The sequence below is a fragment of the Bacillus swezeyi genome (assembly GCF_001969815.1).
GTDB classification, from domain to species: domain Bacteria; phylum Bacillota; class Bacilli; order Bacillales; family Bacillaceae; genus Bacillus; species Bacillus swezeyi.
Map to the genome: position 1 here is coordinate 24,119 of NZ_MRBK01000003.1, position 22,955 is coordinate 47,073.

The 22,955-nt window shown below is 43.4% G+C and carries 5 protein-coding genes; all 5 read left to right on the top strand.

Translation table 11 applies throughout. The features are described from left to right. Positions 1-19 precede the first annotated feature (19 nt). The 5 genes from BTA30_RS01830 (at position 20) to BTA30_RS01850 (ending at position 22,791) form a co-directional block, all read left to right on the top strand. Positions 20-19,138 (top strand): non-ribosomal peptide synthetase, encoded by a 19,119-nt coding sequence (locus BTA30_RS01830; RefSeq protein WP_076758518.1) that lies wholly within the window; start codon positions 20-22, stop codon positions 19,136-19,138. A 196-nt stretch (positions 19,139-19,334) separates the two neighbouring features. Then, positions 19,335-20,048 carry a response regulator transcription factor gene (locus BTA30_RS01835; RefSeq protein ID WP_076758520.1) on the top strand — a complete coding sequence of 238 codons (714 nt, stop codon included), beginning with the start codon at positions 19,335-19,337 and terminating at the stop codon, positions 20,046-20,048. Next, positions 20,038-21,066: a sensor histidine kinase gene (locus BTA30_RS01840; protein WP_076758522.1), complete on the top strand. Its 1,029-nt coding sequence runs from the start codon at positions 20,038-20,040 to the stop codon at positions 21,064-21,066. The genes BTA30_RS01835 and BTA30_RS01840 overlap by 11 nt, the downstream gene beginning before the upstream one ends. A gap of 77 nt (positions 21,067-21,143) precedes the next feature. Further along, on the top strand, positions 21,144-22,064 hold the full coding sequence (bcrA, locus tag BTA30_RS01845) for a bacitracin resistance ABC transporter ATP-binding subunit BcrA (RefSeq protein ID WP_125921371.1): 921 nt from the start codon (positions 21,144-21,146) through the stop codon (positions 22,062-22,064). Continuing rightward, positions 22,057-22,791, top strand: a complete 735-nt coding sequence (locus tag BTA30_RS01850) for an ABC transporter permease (RefSeq protein ID WP_076758525.1) — start codon at positions 22,057-22,059, stop codon at positions 22,789-22,791. Before bcrA ends, BTA30_RS01850 begins: the two co-directional genes overlap by 8 nt. The last annotated feature ends 164 nt before the right edge of the window (positions 22,792-22,955 follow it).

Genomic DNA, 22,955 nt, shown 5'->3' on the forward strand with positions numbered 1-22,955 from the left:
TAGGAGATGAGATTACGATATGAAAACCAAAGTTGAGAAAATATATCCGTTATCAAACATGCAAAAAGGAATGCTCTTTCATGCGATGGAGGACGAAGCGTCAAATGCATATTTTGAGCAATTAATCATTGAGTTAAAAGGTTATGTAGATGAACGGGTGTTTGAGGATAGCCTAAATGAAATCATGAAAAGACATGAGATATTAAGAGCATCATTTCATTACAGATTGGATGAGCCGCTGCATGTCATTATGAAAGATCGAAACGTAAAGTTTGAGCATAGGGATATACGCAAGCAAAACGATCAAGAGGATGTTTTGGAAAGTTATTTAAATGAAGATAGGCAAAAGGGTTTTGACTTAGCTAAAGAAACGCTGATGAGAGCCTGTCTCTTTAGAACGGCTGAGGATTCTTATCAATTTGTCTGGACGTATCATCACATATTGCTTGACGGATGGTGCCTTGGAATCATCCTGGATGAGCTGTTTACGATTTACGAAAAGAAACGAAAAGGCAAAGGTCTTCAATTGGAAGAGCCGAGACCGTACAGCGACTATATCAAATGGCTGGAAAGCCAGGATAAAGATGAAGCTCAGGAATATTGGGGGAAATATTTGAACGGCTATGACCAAAAGACTCTGATTCCAAAGCTTCGCACACACTCTGCATCTGCTCTATTTAAAAGAAAAGAAAAAACAATTGAATGTTCCAAAGAACTCACAAATCGCCTCATAAAACTGGCGAATCGAAATCATGTGACCATCAATACCGTTTTACAAGGCATTTGGGGCGTGATTTTAGCAAAATACAACAACAGTGAAGATGTTGTTTTTGGAACGGTTGTCTCTGGAAGAGATGCGGAGGTCGAAGGAATTGAAAAAATGGTCGGCGTCTTCATCAACACCATCCCGACCAGAGTCAGGCTTGAAAAAAACAAGCGCTTTAAAGATGTCTTAAGAAAAACGCAATCCGATGCTTTGGAAAGCAACCGCTACAATTACATGAATTTGGCGGAGGTTCAAGCGCTGACCGAATTGAAAAACGATTTGATCGATCATGTCATGGTCTTTGAAAACTATGCCGTTGATCAAAAAGCATTTGAACAGAAAAATGATGTCGGTTTTGAAATGGAGAGTGTCAGCGGAGAAGAGCAGACAAATTATAGTTTCAGCATTTCCGCAGGATTGGACGATCATTTAAAGCTATTGATCATCTATGATGAAAATGTTTATGACGAGACAATCATCAATCATATCGAAAAGCATATCACCGCAGTCGCAGAACAGGTGACGGAAGATGAAGAAAAAACATTAAGTGAAATCGATCTCGTATCAGAGGAAGAAAGAAATACCTTGTTATACGCATTCAACGATACAAAAACCGATTATCCAAAAGACAAGACGATCCATCAGCTTTTTGAAGAACAAGCGATGAAGACGCCTGATCATACAGCCGTTGTGTTCGGCAGCCAAAATATGACCTACAGAGAGCTGGACGAAAAATCAAACCAAGCGGCAAGGCTTCTCAGGGAAAAAGGCGTAGGGGCCGGCTCGATTGCGGCGCTCCTATTAGACCGATCCTTTGAGATGATCATCGGCATCATGGGGATTTTAAAAGCGGGAGGCGCATATTTGCCGATTGATCCTGAAACGCCTAAAGACAGAATCTCCTATATGCTGAAAGACACGGAGGCGGGTGTGCTGCTTACGCAAGGTGAAGCGGCAGACGAAATCGATTGCGAGGCTGAGGTCATTCATTTGGACAAGACGGCATTCGACAGATTCAGCGAAGAGCGGCTGGACGCTGTCAATGACTCCGGCGATGCCGCCTATATCATCTACACATCCGGTTCAACAGGAATGCCGAAAGGCGTGGTCGCTCCGCACTACAGTGCGGTGCGTGTCGTGCGGAACACCAACTATATTGACATCCGAACGGACGACGTCATTCTTCAGCTGTCCAACTATTCGTTCGACGGATCGATATTCGATATATTCGGAGCTCTTTTAAACGGCGCATCACTCGTCATGATTGAGAAAGAAACGGTATTGAATATCAATGAGCTGGCCGATGTGATCGAGAAAGAAAAGGTCAGCGTAATGTTCATGACGACGGCGCTGTTCAATACGCTCGCCGACATCAATATCGACTCTCTCGCCAATCTGCGAAAAATCCTGTTTGGCGGCGAAAGAATTTCGATTCCGCATGCGAAAAAAGTGCTCGACCGGGTTGGCCAGGACAAGCTGATCCATGTATACGGCCCGACGGAAAGCACGGTTTATGCGACATATTACTTCATCAATGAGATTGATGAAGCAGCGGAAACGATCCCGATCGGCAGGCCATTGGCGAATACATCGGCATTGATCATGGACGAAGACGGAAAACTTCTTCCAATCGGCGTTCCCGGTGAGCTGTGCATAGCTGGAGACGGCTTAAGCAAAGGGTATTTAAACCGGGATGAGCTCACATCGGAAACATTCATCCCGCATCCGTTTATCCCGGGAGAAAGGCTTTACAAGACGGGCGATTTGGCGAAATGGCTGCCTGACGGCAACATCGAATTTATCGGGCGGATCGACCATCAGGTGAAAATCCGCGGCTTCCGGATTGAACTCGGAGAAATCGAAAGCCAATTGGAAAAACACGAAGACATAAACGAGACGATCGTCACCGTCAGGGAAGACGGGGAAAGCCGCCCGTACATTTGCGCCTACATCACCGCAAACCGCGAGATGCCGGTTGAAGAGCTGAGAGGATTTTTGGGAGAAAAGCTGCCGGACTACATGATTCCCGCCTATTTTGTCAAACTGGACAAACTGCCGCTGACCAAAAACGGGAAAGTGAACAGAAAAGCCTTGCCGGAGCCTGACAGAACGGCAGGGGCGGAAACGGAGTATGAAGCGCCGCGAAATGAAACAGAAGAAAAGCTGGCAGCGATTTGGCGAGACATTTTAGGGGTGGAGAAGATCGGCATCAACGATCACTTCTTCGAAATCGGAGGACATTCTCTCAAAGCGGCCGCGATGGCATCAAAAATCCAGAAAGAGCTTAAGACGGAAACACCTCTGAGACAAATATTTAAAACCCCTACAATCAAAGGACTGGGAAAATATATTCGGTCAACAAAAGAAACGGTTTATTCATCCATTCAAAAGGTGGAGGAAAAAGACTGCTATCACCTTTCCTCTGCCCAAAAAAGATTATACATTCTCAATAAAATCGAAGGCAGCGGATTGTCCTATAACATACCTTTCACAATGAAAGTAAAGGGCAGCTTTGATATCCGCCGCTTTGAGAACGTGTTGAAAAACATAACGGGAAGACATGAGGCGTTTAGAACCTCCTTTTTGATGGCAGAAGGAGAGCCTGTTCAAAAGATTGAAGAAAATATTGATTTCAGCATCAAATACAGTGAATTAGGATCTTCATCCATTTCAGAAAAAATAAAAGCGTTTGTCAGGCCGTTTGATTTGGAAAAAGCGCCGCTTTTTAGAGCGGAAGTGGTAAAGGTCGATGAAAAAGAACATATCCTGCTGTTTGATATGCACCATATCATTTCAGACGGCGCTTCTATGGGCGTTCTAACAAAAGAAATTTGTGATTTATATGATGGAAAAGAATTGGAGCCGCTCAACATTCAATATAAAGATTATTCAGAATGGCAAAGAGCATTTTATCAAAAAGATGAAATAAAAAAACAGAAAAACTATTGGCTGAATGTCTTTAAAGGCGAAATCCCGGTTCTCAATATGCCGACAGATTTCCCGAGACCGCAAATGAAAAGTGTTGAAGGCGACAGAATCAGTTTTAAAGTAGACAGCGAATTGACGAAAAACCTTCATCGAATCGCCAAAGACAACGGGGTTACAATGTATATGCTTCTTCTGGCGGCCTATACGGTTCTGCTTTCAAAATATACCGGACAAGAAGATTTAATCGTCGGATCGCCGATCGAAGGAAGACAGCACCACGATCTGAAACATGTGATCGGGATGTTTGTCAATACGCTTGCGATGAGAAACTATCCAAAAGGCGAAAAGACATTCACTGAATATTTAAAAGAAGTAAAAGAGACGGCGCTCAAAGCATATGAACATCAAGATTATCAATTTGATGATCTTGTTGAACAGCTTGATGTCAATAGAGACATGAGCAGAAACCCGCTGTTTGATACAATGTTCGTCCTGCAAAATCTTGATCATGCGGATGCCGAAATAAAAGGGCTGACATTTGAAACATATGAAAGCGACGTGCATATTTCCAAATTTGACTTCACATTATCGGCAGTCGAAAAGGACGCCGGCATAGAGTTTGATTTGGAATACTGCACAAAGCTATTTAATAAAGAGACGATTGAAAAAATGTCCGAGCACTTTGTTCATGTTTTAAAGGAAATCTCCAATCATACAGACATGCCGCTGCACAAAATAGAGATGATGTCAGGCAATGAAAGAAACACGTTATTGTATCAGTTTAACGATACAAAGACAGATTTCCCAAAAAACCAAACCATTTGTCAGTTATTTGAGGAGCGTGCTGAGAAAACGCCGGACTATACAGCGGTCGTGTTTGAAGAACAAAAAATGACATATCGTGAATTAAATGAAAGGTCAAATCAATTGGCCCGGTTTTTAAGAGAAAAAGGAGTAAAACCGAATTCGGCAGTTGGCATCATGGTCGAACGTTCTCCTGAAATGATCGTTGGAATCCTGGGAATTCTGAAGGCCGGAGGCGCATATCTCCCGCTTGACCCGGCATATCCCGAAGACAGGATCAAGTACATCCTTGAAGACAGTCAAACAAAGATTCTCCTGACGCAGGATAAGCTCATAAAAGAACGGACTTCTATAAAAGATGCCGATTTTATTAAAGTAGACATTCACGACAAACAGATTGCCAAGCAAGACGCAGATCGTTTGCTTCCTGTCAATCAGAGCGGGGATCTGGCCTATATCATCTATACTTCAGGCTCCACCGGAAAACCGAAGGGTGTATTAATCGAACAAAAAGGGTTGTGCAATCTGGTTCAGGCAGTCATTGAATGGATGCATTTAAAACCGGAAAGCAGAGCGATACAATTTGCTTCTCTTTCATTTGATGCATCAGCATTTGAAATATTTCCAGCCCTTGCAGCCGGGGCGGCTTTGATTCTCGGCCGGCAAGAGGATCTGATGCCGGGACAGCCGTTAACAAGTTTTTTAAGGCATCATGAGATCACCCATGCTACGTTGCCGCCGACGGTTCTGAATGTGTTGGATGAATCTCAATTGGAGCATCTCCAAGTCATCGTATCCGCTGGTTCTGCCTGCAGCGAAGAACTTGCAAAAAGATGGTCTGACAGCAAAGTGTTTATCAATGCTTACGGGCCAACGGAAACGACTGTTTGTGCAACGGCGGGGGTTTACAGAGGAACCGGCCGCCCTCATATCGGCAGTCCGATTGCAAATACAAAAGTATATGTATTGGATCAACATCAGCAGCCCGTCCCGACAGGCGTTGTGGGAGAGCTGTGTGTCGGCGGAATCAGTCTGGCCCGCGGATATTTAAATCAACCGGAACTGACCGCTGAAAAGTTTATTCCAAATCCATTGATATCGGAAGAAAGACTGTACCGGACAGGAGATCTGGCCAGATGGCTGCCTGATGGAAATCTCGAGTTTTTAGGAAGAATAGACCATCAGGTGAAAATTCGCGGATACCGGATTGAACTCGGCGAGATCGAGAATCAATTGCTCAAGCATGACAATATCGAAGAAGCGGCCGCCATATCCAGGACTGACGACGCCAATAACCATTATTTGTGTGCTTATATCGTCTCCAAAAAAGAATTGACGGCAACCGAGGTTAGCGAATGGCTGGAAAAAGAGCTTCCTCATTATATGATTCCGGCTTATTTTGTCAGACTTGATCAGCTGCCGCTCACCTCAAACGATAAAGTTGATCGAAAAGCACTGCCTGAACCTGCCAGGCATGTCGGCACAGGAGCGGAGTATGAACCGCCGCGGAATGAAACAGAGGCAAAGCTTGTCGACATTTGGAGGGATGTGCTCGGCGCAGAGGACATAGGCATCAACCATCATTTCTTTGCAGCAGGGGGAGATTCGATTAAGGCGCTGCAAATCGTATCAAGACTCTCAAGACTTGACCTGAAGCTTGAAATGAAGGATTTGTTTGCGAATCCTAAAATCAGGGATCTAAGCAAATATGTCAAAAAGCAAAATGAGCGGCAAAAAGCTTATGAAATGGTTGAAGGACAAACAGAGTTAACACCGATTCAAAAATGGTATTTTACAAATAACAAAGAAGAGCTCGACCACTTCAACCAGTCCTTTATACTCTTTAGAAAAGACGGCTTTGATGAAAACTGCGTAAGAATGGCCTTCAATAAAATATTGGGGCACCACGATGCGTTAAGGATGATATATGAAGAAAAAAACGGGACCGTCATTCAATATAACAGAGACTATCAGGAAAACCTTTTCGATCTGAATGTATATGATGTGAGAGGGCTTGGTCATAAATCGGAAAAGATTCATGAGCTGGCGACTAGCATTCAAAAAAAATCATCCATTGAAAAAGGGAAGCTGGTTAACCTCGCCATCTTTCAAACAGATGAGGGCGACCATCTGCTCATTGTCATCCACCACCTTGTCGTTGACGGTGTATCGTGGAGAATTCTATTCGAGGACTTCGACATATTGTACAGCCAGGCATTAAAAGGTGAAACGCTCGAAGTCGGATACAAAACGGATTCCTATCAGGACTTCGCCCGCCGATTAAAGGCGTATGCCGGCAGCCGCCGATTACTGAATGAGGCGGAGTACTGGCGGAATATCGCAAAGGCTGAAGTCCCATTCATGCCTCAAAACCAAACATTAAAAAGGGATATATTCGCCAACAGCACGACACTAAGCATCACGCTGGACAAACAAACGACAGCGAGCCTGCTGAGAAAAACGAACAGAGCTTACAACACGGAAATCAATGATATTTTGTTGACGGGATTATTATCCGGAATCAGGGACATCACCGGCGAAAACAAGCTAAAGGTCATGATGGAAGGCCACGGCAGGGAAGACATTCTGGAAGGCGCTGATATCAGCAGAACGGTGGGCTGGTTTACGACGATGTATCCAGTGCTCCTCGATTTGGGGGATGAAAAAGGAATCTCTCAACATATAAAAATGGTCAAAGAAACGTTGCGAAAAATACCGAATAAGGGAATAGGCTATGGAATATTAAAATATTTAGCCGAAGATCCAGATTTCATGAATGAAGAAAAAGCCAAGATTTCTTTCAACTATTTAGGCGAAATCGATTCGGACATTAATCGCGGCGAATTTTCAGGGTCAAACTTTTCTGAAGGCGAAAGCATCGGCGGGAAAATTTCAAGGAGCCATTCAATTGAAATCAACTCCATCATCATCAACCATGAGCTGGTGATTCATACAACCTTTAATCCGTTAGAATACACAAAAGATACGATCAGCCGACTGAATGAAACATATAAAGAAAGCCTTGAAAAAATCATTGACCACTGCACAAATCAAGCGGAAAGTGAAAGGACGCCGTTTGACTACGGAGATACAAACATCAGTTTAGACGAACTTGAAGAAATAAAGGGCAAATACAAAGACGCCCGAATTGAAAAAATCTATCCGCTGGCCAATATGCAAAAGGGAATGCTGTTTCATGCCATCGAGGATCAAACATCAAGTGCATATTTTCAGCAGACGGTTATGGATATTGAGGGATATGTTGATCCAGACATCCTTGAGAAAAGCTTTAATGAGATCGTGAAAAGACATGAAATATTAAGGGCTTCCTATGAGTATGAAATCGTTGAGGAACCGAGACAAATTATCATTGAAAATCGGAAAATAGATTTTTACTATTATGGTATCGAGAACAGCGCCTCTCCTCAAAAAGGTGTGGTCATTGAAAAATATATCAATGAAGATCGGGATAAAGGCTTTGACTTAAGCAAAGATGTGCTCATGAGAGTTTATTTGATTAAAACAGACCGCGGATCATACCAACTGATATGGAGCCATCATCATATTTTATTGGACGGCTGGTGCCTGGGCATTATCATCGGCGAGCTGTTTGCCGTCTACGAAAAAATGATCAAAGGCGAAGCCCTCCAGTTAAAGGAACCGAAGCCGTACAGCGATTATATTCAATGGCTGGAAAGACAAGATAAAGAAGAGGCCCGTCAATACTGGCAAAAATATTTGGCAGGATATGAGGAACAGGCGCAAATTCCAAAGTTCAAGAAAGGGAAAAAGAACAGCCCGTATGACAGACAAGAAAAAGTCATCAGCTTTTCAAAGCAGCTTACAAATCAAATGAAGCAATTGGCCGGCAAAAACAGCGTAACCCTTCATACGGTGCTTCAGACGATCTGGGGTCTTATTTTAACGAAATATAACAATATAGAAGATGTAGTGTTTGGAACAGTCGTATCGGGAAGGGAAGCAAAAGTAGACGGAATAGAAGACATGATCGGACTGTTTATCAACACCATCCCGACAAGAATCAGGTTCAATCAAAATGCGGGATTTAACGATGTCCTCAAAATAGTGCAGGCAGAAGCGATCGAAAGCAATGGCTACAACTATATGAATCTTGCTGAAGTCCAGGCTTTGAGCAGCTTGAAAAAAGATCTGATCGACCATATTCTTGTGTTTGAGAACTATGAAGTGGATGATCAGCTTTTGGAGCAGAACCAAATGGAGACGGGTTTTGAAGTCAAAGCGATCAGCGCTGCAGAACAAAGTAATTACAGCTTTAGCATGTCAGCAACACCTGGTGAAGAGCTGACTTTGGCATTAACATATGACGGAAATGTCTATGACGAGGACACCATCGATAACATCGGAAACCATATCAAAAGAGTCGTTGAGCAAGTGGTGGCAAATGAAAATACGAAAATAAGCGAAATAGATATCCTGGCGGAAAAAGAAAGAAGGACGCTCTTGTACGATTTTAATGATACGAGCGCCGCTTATCCAAAAGATAAAACGATCCAGCAATTGTTTGAAGAACAAGCAGAACGGACGCCTGGCCATATGGCGGTTGTATTTGAAGAAGAGAAGCTGACTTACAGAGAATTGAATGCCAGAGCAAACCGGCTAGCGCATGTCCTGCGGGAAAAAGGTGTCCGCCCTGATGATATTGTAGGAGTGATGATGGAACGTTCTGCCGGCATGATCGTCGCTATGCTTGGCATTCTAAAAGCAGGCGGCGCATATCTGCCAATCGATCCGGATTATCCGGAAGAACGGATTCGGTACATGCTTGAAGACAGCGGGACGGGGATTTTGCTGATTCATTCGGAGACGTTTTGCCCGAAATCTTTCTCCGGAATCTTGTTAGACATAGATGATCTGAACGCGGATGAGCCGGCAGATGCGAAAAATCCCAAACCGGTCAATCAGCCGGAAGACACCGCTTATATCATCTATACGTCAGGAACGACGGGCAAGCCGAAGGGCTGTATGATCGAGCACCGAAATGTGGTCCGCTTGCTGGTGAACGAAAAGCAGCAGTTTGACTTCAATGATCGTGATGTATGGACGATGTTCCACTCCTACTGCTTCGACTTCTCGGTATGGGAAATGTATGGCGCTCTGCTTTATGGCGGAAAAGTTGTGGTTGTACCGAAATATACTGCGAAAGACAGCAGGGCTTTCCTTAAGCTGCTAAGGGAAAACATGGTGACGGTGCTGAACCAGACTCCGACCGCTTTCTCTAAGCTTGTGAACGAAGAATGCAGGCATCCGGAGGCGCAGCTTCACATCCGCTACGTGATTTTCGGGGGAGAGGCGCTGAATCCTTCGATGTTGAAGCCGTGGCGTCATAAGTACCCGCAGACAAGGCTGATTAATATGTATGGCATTACGGAGACGACCGTGCACGCTACATTTAAAGAAATGACAAAACAAGATATTGAAACGAATGTGAGCAATATCGGCTGTCCGATTCCGACGCTGACCTGTTATATTTTTGATAGCCGGCGGAAACTGGCGCCGATCGGAGCGCCCGGAGAGCTGTACATCGCAGGGGAAGGCCTGGCGCGCGGATACGTAAACAAACCTGACCTCACCGCTGAGAAATTTGTTTCAAACCCGTTTGTTCAGGGGGAAAGAATGTACCGTACGGGAGATCTTGCAAGGTTTCTGCCTGACGGGAGCATCGAATATTTAGGAAGAATCGATCACCAAGTCAAGATACGCGGATACAGAATCGAACTTGGGGAAATAGAAAACCGATTGCTTACATTTGAAAGCATTCAGCAAGCCGCAGTTATAGCAAGAGAAGATCAAGACGGCGGCAAATACCTTTGTGCATACATCGCTTTAGAAAAAGCATCAAGCATTTCAGATATCAGAACATTTTTGTTAAGAGAACTTCCGGAATATATGGTTCCGCAGTACTTTGTCAAGCTTGATCAACTGCCGCTTACAGCCAACGGGAAAATCGACAGAAAAGCGCTGCCGGAGCCGGATGGCCGCGCGGGTGCTCAAGCTGAATATGAAGCGCCGAGACATGCAGCGGAAGAAAAACTTGTCTCGATTTGGGAGGACGTTTTAGGGGTCGAAAAAATCGGGATCAGCGACAATTTCTTTGAGCTCGGCGGACATTCTCTTAAAGCTGCGGCTTTGGCTGCAAAAATGCATAAAGAACTGAAGATTGAAGTGCCTTTACGACAACTATTCGAAACACCGACAATAAAAGATCTCGGAGCATATATCGATTCAACGAAAGAAAGCCCTTATGCGTCCATAACGAAAGTGGAAGATAAAGAATATTACAGCTTGTCATCGTCACAAAGAAGGCTGTATATCCTCAACCAGATCGAAGGCGGCGGCACTTCTTACAACATGCCTTTCGTCATGAAAATTGAAGGTCATTTTGATGTGCATCGGTTTGAAGAGGCTTTTCAACAATTGATTCAAAGACATGAGGCCTTGAGGACGTCGATATTGATGGCAGACGGCGAACCTGTGCAGAAGATCGAAAAAGACATCGATTTTAAAGTGAAGTACGGCCAACTGGGAACAGAGCGGCTGGAAGAGAAAATCAAATCGTTCATCAGACCGTTTGACCTCGAAAAAGCGCCGCTTCTAAGAACGGAACTATTAAAAGTGAATGATGACGAACATATTATGATGTTCGATATGCATCATATCATATCAGACGGCGTATCACTGGCCGTTTTCACACAAGAGCTGGCCGAGTTATATGAGGGGAAACAACTGCCGCCGTTGCCGATTCAGTACAAAGATTTTTCAGAATGGCAAAAGCAATTTTACCAAAAGGATGAGATCAAAAAGCAGGAAGACTACTGGCTGAATGTCTTTCAAGATGAAGTGCCGGTCCTGAACTTGCCGACCGATTATCAAAGGCCGCAAAAACGCCATTTTGAAGGGGATATCTTTGAGTTTGAAATAGACGGTGAAACGTCCGCGAAGCTAAAGAAGCTGGCGAGAGAAACTGGCGTCACGATGTACATGCTGCTTTTAGCGGGCTACACAACACTGCTTTCTAAATATACCGGTCAAGACGATATCATCGTTGGCTCACCGATTGCGGGAAGACACCACAGCGATTTGAAACATGTCATCGGCATGTTTATCAATACACTTGCGATGAGGAATTTTCCAAAAGGCGGCATGCTATTTACCGATTATTTAAAAGAGGTAAAAGAAACGGCGCTGAAAGCGTACGAAAATCAGGACTATCAATTTGACGAACTGGTTGAAAAACTGGATGTAAAACGGGATATGAGTAGGAACGCGCTGTTTGATACAATGCTCGTTCTGCAAAACTTTGACAGTGATGAATTTGACATAGAAGGCCTAAAATTTAAACCGCTTCAAACAGATATGCAAATATCAAAATTTGATTTAACGCTCACAGCTGCTGAAACAGATGATGATATTCAATGCGTTCTCAATTACTGCACAAAACTATTTAAGAGGACAACCATTAAAAGAATGGCAGGGCACTTTATCCATATACTAAAAGAAATAGCAAACCGTCCTGATATGCAATTAAACGAGATCAATATGCTGTCAAAAGAAGAAATGAATACGCTTCTCACTAAGCATCACGGGAAACAAGCTGATTATCCAAAGGATAAAACCGTTCATGAGCTATTTGAAGAGCAGGCTGAGCAAACGCCTGACAAAACCGCAGTCGTGTTTGAGGATAGAAAGCTCACGTATAGGGAACTAAATGAAAGATCAAATCAATTGGCGAGACTTTTGAGAGAAAAAGGAGCCGGAGCCGGTGCAGCCGTCGGCATCATGATTGAACCATCGCTTGAGATGATTGTGTCCATGATGGCGGTGCTGAAGGCCGGAGCGGCATATTTGCCAATAGATACGGAGCAGCTGTCCAAACGGACAAATGAGATTTTACAAGATAGTGCGGCGAAGATATGGCTGGTCAAAGGCTCTGTCATGGAGAACGTCATCTTCCATGGAGAAGTCGTCAATGTTGAAGACAGCAGCATCTATGCAAAGGATTCGTCAAACCTGTCCGCATGCAGTGCAGCTGAAAACAATGCATATATCATTTACACATCAGGTTCCACAGGAAAACCAAAAGGGGTTTTTGTCAGACATTACAATGTGGTGAACTACACAGCGTGGTTTATAAAGGAAGCGGGCCTGAAAGAAAACGATAAAGCATTGCTTGTGTCTTCCTATGCATTTGATTTGGGCTATACGGGCATATTCTCAGCTCTTTTAAGCGGAAGCGAACTGCACATCGCAAGAAAAGCAGTTTATTCAAATGCCCATCGAGCACTCAAATATATGAAAGAAAATGAGATCACTTATCTGAAATTGACGCCGTCTCTGTTTCATATTTTGGTCAATGATCCGAGCTTCTCTGCCGAAAATCATTGCGAAAAACTCAGGCTGGCTGTTTTGGGCGGAGAAATGATCAATACGCGGGATGTAGAGGCGTTTTACAAGCAATATCCAAATGGTGTGATCATGAACCATTACGGGCCTACGGAAACGACAATCGGATCGGTCTTTAAGGTGATCGACCCGGAGCGGCTTCAATCTTTCAAAGCGTCTCCGGTCATCGGCACGCCGATTCATAATACGAAGGCATATGTCTTGGATCAAAACATGAAACTGCTTCCGGAAGGTGTATTCGGAGAGCTGTGCATCACAGGAGATGGAGTGGCAGGCGGCTATGTGAACAGACCTGATGTAACGGCTGAAAAATTCGTCGAAAATCCGTTTGAACAAAATGAAAGAATGTACCGGACAGGGGATCTGGCCAGAAGGTTAAGCGATGGAAACATCGAACTTTCAGGCCGGATCGACACCCAAGTGAAGGTGAGGGGCTACAGAATAGAAACGGAAGAGATTAAAAACAGGCTATTAACACATGAAAAGATAAGGGAAGCCTTCATCGCTGTAAAAGAAGCTGAGGAAGGCAGCAGACAGCTTTGCGCCTATTTTACAGCAGATGTGAGAGTGACATTCGAAGACATCAGATCTTATCTGAAAAATGAGCTTCCTGACTATATGATTCCGTCCTATTTTGTCCAGATTGAACACATGCCGCTGACCGCCAACGGAAAGATCGACATGGCCGCACTGCCTGAACCGGAGCTGAGCACAGAGGCCGAATATGAAGCACCGCGGAACCTTACAGAAGAACAGCTGGTCATGGTATGGAAAGAAGTGCTGGGAGTCGAAAATCTAGGGATCACGCATCACTTTTTTGCAGCGGGCGGCGACTCCATCAAAGCGCTGCAGATTATTTCAAGATTATCAAGAGAAGGCATTACACTTGAAATGAAAGATTTATTTGCAAATCCGCAAATTAAGTCTTTAAGCAAATATGTCAAGGCCGAAACAGGCAAGACGGCATCCTATGAAACGGTTCAAGGCGAGGTCCTGCTGACGCCAATTCAACAAGAATACTTCACACGGAACAAAACGGACAGAAACCACTATAACCACGCTGTCATGCTGTTTAGAAAAAGCGGATTCAACGAGGACATTGTCAAACGTATATTTGGAGAAATCGTAAAGCATCACGATGCACTGCGGATGGTGTATAAAGAAGAAAACGGAAAAGTTCTGCAATATAACCAAGGGCCGGACAGCAATCAGTTGGATTTATTCGTTTATGATGTCTCACATGAAAAAGAGCTTTATCAAAAGGTTCATCAATTGGCAACAGAGCTCCAGCATAGCATCGACATCAAACGCGGCCCTCTAGTGAAACTGGCGATATTCAAAACGAATGAAGGAGACCATCTTTTGATCATCATCCATCATCTCGTGATCGACGGGATCTCCTGGAGAATTTTATTTGAAGATTTGGCGCTGGGGTACAGCCAATTATTAAACGGAAGAAAAGTCGAATTCTATCCAAAAACGGCTTCCTATCAAGAATATGCACGACAAATGACGAAGTATTCGCAAACTGAAAAGCTGCTGAAAGAAAAGAATTATTGGAGCCAGACATTGCAAGAAGACATCGAATTTTTAGAAATGAATGAAGATGCCGGCATCTTCAAATTTGAGGACAGCCAGACATTAAATACACAACTTGGGGAAGAAGAAACAAGGCAGCTTTTAAGAGAAACAAATCAAGCTTATCATACCGAAATCAACGATATTTTGATCACAGCGCTTTTGATTGCGGCAAGGGATATGACAGGTCAAAACAAGTTAAGAATCAGCATGGAAGGGCATGGACGAGAAAAGGTTGGAGACGGCATCGATATCAGCAGAACAGTAGGCTGGTTCACATCAAAATATCCGGTATTGATCGATTTAGGAGAAGAAACAGATATTTCCAAAAATATCAAAGTGGTCAAAGAGCATTTGAGAAAAGTGCCAAATAAAGGAATAGGATACGGGATATTAAAATATTTAACTAGAGACCCAGACATCATAAAAGGTGCGGCATCTCCAATTTTGTTTAATTATTTAGGACAGCTTGATGAAGATATCAACAGCAAAGCGTTTTCTTCTTCGCCGCTGTCACCGGGAGAAGTGATCGGAAACGGCATCATAAGAGAACACCCGATGGAAATAAATGCAGTCGTGTTGAATGGACAGCTAATCATTCAAACGACATATCATACAAGAGCATACAATGAAGACATCGTCAAAACCTTTACAGAAAAATATAAAGAAGCCCTTAAAACGGTGATCACTCACTGCGTTTATCAAGAAGAAGCGGAAAAAACGCCGTCCGATTATGGAGATAAGAACATCAGCATATCTCAGCTGGAGGAAATCAAGCTGAAATATAAAGGGATGGAAATCGAAAAAATATATCCGCTCGCAAACATGCAGAGAGGCATGCTGTTCCATGCGCTTGAAGACGCGGAATCCAAAGCGTATTTTGAACAAATGGCAATAGACATTAAAGGATATATAGACGAAAAGATATTTGAAGAAAGCTTCAATGACATCATGGCTAGACACGAAATCCTGAGGGCTTCGCTTGAGTATGAAATAACGGAAGAACCAAGAAATATTGTCATTAGGGACAGAAAGATCAATCTTTACTATCTTGATTTAAGACATCAAAGTCCCGGTCAACGCGAGCTGACGATTCAAAAATATCTCAAAGCAGACAGGGTGAAAGGTTTTCATTTAAGCAGAGAAGCATTAATCAGAGCGGCGTTGATGAGAACCTCAGAGGACAGCTATACATTCATATGGACAAACCACCACATCCTGCTTGACGGCTGGTGCCGGGGGATTATTCTTGGAGAGCTGTTCCGCATTTATCACAGAAAAGCAGCAGGCCAGCAGCATCAGCTTGAAGAGGCAAGACCGTACAGCGATTATATTAGGTGGCTGGAGGAACAGGACAAAGAAGCCGGAAAAGCCTATTGGAAAAAATATTTATCAGGTTTTGCCGAAAAATCGCAAATTTCGGTATTGGAAAACAAATCTGGAAATGGTGAGTATCACAGAAAAGAAACGGCAATTGAATTCTCAACAGAATTGACCAGTCAAATCACACAGCTTGCAAATCGCAACAGTGTAACCTTCCATACGGTGCTGCAAAGCATTTGGGGCATTTTGCTGGCAAAATACAACCAAATGGAAGACGTGGTATTCGGAACCGTCATCTCTGGCAGGGATGCGAATGTAGCCGGTATAGAAAAAATGGTCGGGCTTTTCATCAACACAATACCGACAAGAATCAAAATGGAAAAAAATAAAAGCTTCAGGGACATCATAAAGAAAGTTCAAGAAGAAGCTTTAGAAAGCGGCAAATATAACTACATGAACTTGTCGGAAGTGCAGTCGCTCAGCGAATTAAAAAGAGATCTGCTGGACCATGTCATGATTTTCGAGAATTATGCGGTTGATAAGAGCGCCTTTGAATCTGTTGAAAAAGGCGGACCGGAGTTTGTTTTTGAAGAAATACACACTGAAGAACAAACAAATTACGGATTCAATATTGTGGCAGTTCCAGGCGACCGTTTGGTCATCAAATTCACTTATGACGGAAATGCATATCATGATCAAGTCATCAACAACATCAAAGAACACCTCCAGCATGTGATGGAACAGGTTGTCCGGAATGAAGATCAAACATTGAACGAAATCACGATCCTTTCGGAAAAAGAAAGAAACAGGCTGCTGTACGAATTGAATGAGACAAAGAGAGATTATCCGAAAGATAAGACCATTCACCAGCTATTTGAAGAACAAGCCGAGAGAACCCCTGAGCTTCCTGCGGTTGTGTCTGACAATGACAAGCTGACGTATCGTGAGCTAAATGAAAAATCAAACCAGCTCGCAAGACATCTGAGGGAAAAAGGGGTCAAATCGGACACGATTGTTGCCATCAAGGCAGAACGCTCACCGGAAATGATGATCGGGATTATGGGGATATTAAAAGCCGGAGGAGCCTATCTGCCGATTGATCCTGATTATCCGAAAGAGCGAATCAAGTATATGCTGGAAGACAGCGGTGCGGATATCATCCTTCTGGACAACGAGAAGGGCCTGAGCGGGCCACGGCAAGAAGCCGTCTATTTAGACGGAGACTTCAGCGCCTATCCTGCCGATCAGCTGGAACCAGCCAGCGACGCCGACAGTCTCGCCTATATCATCTACACGTCTGGATCTACAGGCAAACCGAAAGGGACGATGATCAGGCAAAGAGGATTAGTCAATTATATCGCGTGGGCTGATCAAGTATATGTTCAGGGTGATAAGCTCGATTTTGCCCTCTACTCATCAGTTGCGTTTGATTTGACGGTGACATCTATCTTTACACCTTTAATCTCAGGCAATAAAGTGATTGTCTATCAAGAGAGCGATGATAGCGAACCGATCATCAGAAAAGTATTCCAAGACAAAAAAGCCGGGATTGTAAAATTAACCCCGTCGCATTTAAGCCTGGTAAAAGATATAGATGGCCGCGGCTCCAGCATCAAGCGGCTGATCGTGGGCGGAGAAGATTTAAAATCTGAATTGGCCAAAGAAATCACTGAGAAATTCCAGCACAAGATTGAGATTTATAACGAATACGGGCCTACTGAAACAGTTGTCGGCTGCATGATTTATCAATATGACGCCGGACGAGATCGCCATGTATCTGTTCCTATCGGCAAGCCGGGTCAGAATGTCCAGCTTTACATTCTGGACGCCCAGCAAGAAGTGCAGCCGATCGGAATTGCCGGAGAGCTGTATATTGGCGGAGATGGAGTGGCAAAAGGCTATCTGAACAAACCGGAGCTCACGTCAGAAAAATTCCTGCCAAATCCGTTTTTGCCTGGTGAAAGGATGTATCGGACAGGAGACCTCGCAAGGCTGAGACCGGATGGGAATATAGAGTTTTTAGGCCGGGTCGACCACCAAGTCAAGATACGGGGCTATCGCATCGAGCTTGGCGAAATAGAAAATCAATTATTAAGGCACCTGGATATCGAAGATGCAGCAGTTGCCGCAAAAACAGATCACAACAACGATCCATATCTTTGTGCATACGTCGTTTTACAAAGAGACATCACACAGGCAGCAATAAAAGAGTTTTTAGCAAAAGAGCTTCCGGAATATATGGTGCCGTCCCATGTACTGAAGCTTGATGAATTGCCGCTTACGCCTAACGGTAAAGTGGATTTGAAGGCACTTCCTGAGCCTGATGTAAATCTGGGTGCGGCAATAGAATACGAGCCTCCAAAACATGCGCTCGAAGAAAAGATGGCCCGCATCTGGGAAGATATTTTGAATATCAAACCGATCAGCATCAATGCCAATTTATTCGATATCGGGGCCAACTCTTTACATGTCATGTCATTTGTTTCAAGACTATATGCAGATCTGGGCTTCAGAGTCCCGTTTAAGGACATTTTCTCCAAGCCGTCCATTAAACAGCTGTCGGGCTTTTTGAAAAATGCACAAGAATTGCTAAAAGACTATACAGATGATTGTATTCAGCTGAGCGGTGCGGAAGAAGGCAGCAAAAAACTGTTCTGCTTCCCGCCGGCCGCTTCGATGGGCATCGCCTACATGGGCTTGGCGAAACATTTGGAACAGTATTCAGTTTACAGCTTCAACTTCATCCAATCCGAAAATAGGATTGAAAAGTATGCAGACATCATCAAACATATTCAAGGAGATGGGCCATATACGTTAATGGGATATTCGTCGGGAGGAGTACTGGCATTTGACGTAGCAAAAGAATTGAACCGGCAGGGATATGAAGTTGAAGATTTGATCATCATCGATTCAAGATACCGTACAGAAGCGGAGAAGCATCAGTACACAGAGGAGGAGTACAGGAAGGAGATCTATCAAACATTTGATCTTGAGAAATATGAAGATTTAGAGAAATTGATGAGCGACTATTTAGTTGAATTGATTATGAAGTCTTATTTATATGTCCAAAATGCGGTGACAACCGGCACAATTGACGGAAATATAAGCTATATCAAATCGGTGAAAGACCGGCAGGATGAACAGATCATGATGTGGGAAAAAGCGGCGGCCAAGACATTTACAGTCATGCAAGGAGCCGGAGAACACATGCAGATGATATCCAAATCCCATCCTGAAATTCTTGAAAAAAACGCAAAATTAATTCATGACATCATCAATAAGACTGTCAGAATTTAAGCAAAAAGGCATCCTTCCGGGATGCCTTTGCTTTTCCCGAACAAATCAACTCTCTGCTATAATGGAAAGCAAAGAAAAGAGAGGAAATACTTCAAAAAACAAGCAGCGGTCTGTGCCGCAAATGATGACATCGATCAAAAGAGGGTAGACATATAGATGGAATTCGAAGAAACCAAAACATAAAGCGGGTGAAACCATGGAAGCCATACGAGTGCTCATAGCCGATGATGAAAAAGAAATCAGAGATTTATTGAAAACCTATTTAAAAAGAGAGTGGTATGAGGTAGATGCGGCAGTTGACGGGGAAGATGCTCTAAGGCTGTTTGAACAGAACCATTACCACCTGATCATATTAGATTTGATGATGCCTAAGATCGACGGAATAGAAGTATGCAGAAGAATAAGGAGTCATACGAATGTTCCGATCCTGATGCTGACCGCCAAAGACCTTGAAGGCGATAAAATATTAGGGCTGTCGATGGGTGCTGATGATTATATTACAAAGCCTTTCAGCATGAACGAAGTTCTGGCACGGATCAAAGCTCTGCTGAGGCGCTTTTTAGTTCTCGGCAGTGAGAGCCGCACCGATGAAAAATCGCTGATTCAATTTAAAGGATTAACCATTGATTTGAAAAAATATACGGTCACGGCTGAAGGGCGGGAGATCTCGCTTACAGCGAAGGAATTTGAACTGCTGAAGTTTTTCGCCGCAAATCCGGGCCAGGTATTCACGAAGACGCAGCTGTTTCGAAACGCTTGGGGCAATCAATACATAGAAGATGATAATACAGTCATGGTGCATATCAGAAAGCTCAGAAAAAAAATAGAATCTGACCCTTCTGATCCTCAGTTTATTCAGACTGTGTGGGGCATCGGCTATAAGTTTGTAGGTGAGAAAGATGCTGAATGATAAAAAGATACTCCTTCTCATCCTGCAATTTGCAGCGGCTGCGGCGCTTTTATTCACTAATACCGGCTCTTTCGGGATGTTCAGTGTTATATTGTTTATTTTTCTATTCGGGAGCACCGCACTTTTATTCGTCTCAAGGCTTCGTTTTATCAGCCATTTAAAATGGATTGATGCCGAGCTGAAGCGCGTGGCAGACGGGAATGTAAGTAGAAGGCTGCTTGCCAAAGACAACCGGTTATTCAATGAAATCATTTTTTCGATGAATGAATTGATTGAACAGCTTGAAAAAGTGCAAATCAACGCCGCCAAATCAGAAACGGCGAGAAAAAGACTGCTGTCTAACATTTCCCACGATATCCGGACGCCGCTTACATCTATTATTGGCTATGTAGATGCTTTAAAAGACGGGGTAGCTTCTTCTGAAGAAGAAAAGCAGGAATATCTTCAGATTATTTCTAAAAAATCCAACAGCTTAAAGCAATTGATCGACGAAATCTTTAACATGGCAAAACTGGATGCAAATGAAATCCAATTGAATACCGATTCCTTTGACTTTGCTGAAATCGTTCGGGAAACGCTGATAGACTTTTTACCTGAACTGAAAAAACAGGATATTGAATTGGAAGTTCAGATTCCGGATAAAAAGTGTTTAGTCATGGCGGATCGGCTGAGTCTGATCCGCGTGATAGAAAATATCGTGAAAAACGGCGTCCATTATGGAAAAGAGGGGAAGGTGCTGGGAATCGAGCTGACAGAATCAGAGCATGAATATCAGCTTCTGATCTGGGATCAGGGACCGGGAATTCCGGAAGGCGATCTTGAACATGTGTTTGAAAGAATGTATCGAAGAGACCGCTCGAGAAGCCTTGATGACGGCAGCGGTTTAGGACTTGCTATCGCCAAATCCCTAATCGAAAAAAACCGCGGAAGCATCTGGGCGGAAAGTGTCCCTTGGAAAAAAACGACTTTTGGTTTTTCACTTCCTAAACAAAACCATCGCCATTCATTTAAGAAATAATTAAGAATTGGTTAAGGAGGAATTAAATCCTTCTGTTTATGATGTAACTATAAGGTTGGTGAAAGCGAGTGAACCAGTTGAGCACAATCATAAAAACGACGAATCTCACGAAAATGTACGGGTCGCAAAAATCTGTAGATCACCTTAATATAAACGTAAAACAAGGAGATATATACGGTTTTTTAGGCCGAAACGGCGCTGGCAAGACAACGACAATCAGAATGCTGCTGGGATTGATCAAACCCACCCATGGGCAGATTGAGATTTTTGGAGAGAACTTTTTCAAGAATAAAAAAGACATTTTAAGGAGAATCGGCTCCATTGTTGAAGTCCCGGGTTTTTATGCAAATTTGACAGCGAGGGAAAACCTATTGATCAACGCGAAGATCATCGGTGTCCACAAAAAAAATGCGATCGATGAAGTATTGGAAATCGTGGGGCTGCATAATGAAACGAAAAAGCTCGTCGGCAAATATTCCTTGGGAATGAAACAAAGATTAGGGATTGCAAGAGCCCTGCTTCACTATCCGGAGCTGCTGATATTAGACGAACCGACAAACGGCTTGGATCCGATCGGCATCAAGGAAATGAGAATGCTCATTCATTCCTTGGCCAAAGAAAGAAACATCACGATCTTCATTTCAAGCCACATATTATCTGAAATCGAACAGCTCGTCGATCATGTTGGGATCATTCACGAAGGAAAGCTGCTTGAAGAAACCCCTTTTGATCATCTTAGGGAAAAAAACCGCAAATATCTTGAGTTTCAATTATCCGATCAAAATAAAGCGGCCGTTCTGATGGAACAGCATTTTGATATTCACGACTATGAAGTTCACCAGGACGGAATCATCCGGGTCTATTCCCATTTGGGTCAGCAGGGGAGGCTCAATAAAATGTTTGTCGAAAACGGCATCGAAGTATTGAAGATTACGATGAGCGAGGACAGTCTTGAGGACTACTTCGTGAAATTGATAGGGGGCGGGACGATTGGTTAATTTGCTATACACGGAACTGCTGAAGCTTAAGCGTTCACAGATGTTTTTAGTCAGCATTCTGGGAGCGGCGGCAGCCCCTTTCATTTGTTTTATATCGTCTTTAGCCAAGAAAGCCAAGTACCCTGATGTACCCATTCGATTCAGCGAGACTTTTTCCGATACCAACCTGTATATTGTCCTGCTGATCGGAGTCCCTTTATACGGCGTTATTACTTCGTATTTATTCAATAGGGAATATACTGAAAGCACGCTGAAGAATCTATTAACGATTCCTGTTTCAAGAATCAGCCTCATTGTCAGCAAATTGGTTCTGTTGTTTATTTGGATCATGATGCTGACTTTAATCGCTTGGGTTCTGACCTTTTTGTTTGGACTGGCCGGACAGTTTGAAGGGCTGAGATTCCAGGTTCTGCTAGAATCGTTTATACAATTTATCATCGGAGGCGCTCTTCTCTTTTTCCTGATCACGCCGATTATATTTGTCACGCTGCTGTTTAAAAATTATGTGCCCACTATTATATTTACGATCATTATTTCAATGGTCAGCATTATGGTGTATGGTACGGAATACAGTGCATTATTCCCTTGGTCAGCAGTATGGGTGATAGCTGCCGGTACCTTCTTTCCGGAGTATCCGCCAGAATATTCTTTTATCAGTGTTTCTGCTGCAGCTATTCTTGGATTACTCGCGACGATTGTTTACTTTAAGAAGATCGATATTCATTGATATGGCGTATAGGGAGTTTGCAATGATGCGACCTGCAAATTCCTCTTGTCACCCTTGTTGTAACTTTCCGGTTTTACATATATGACATTCGATAAAGCGCGGGAGTGAATGATCAGTGGCCTTTCTGCGCGGTTGAAATGGATATATTTTCTATAAAAGTTTAA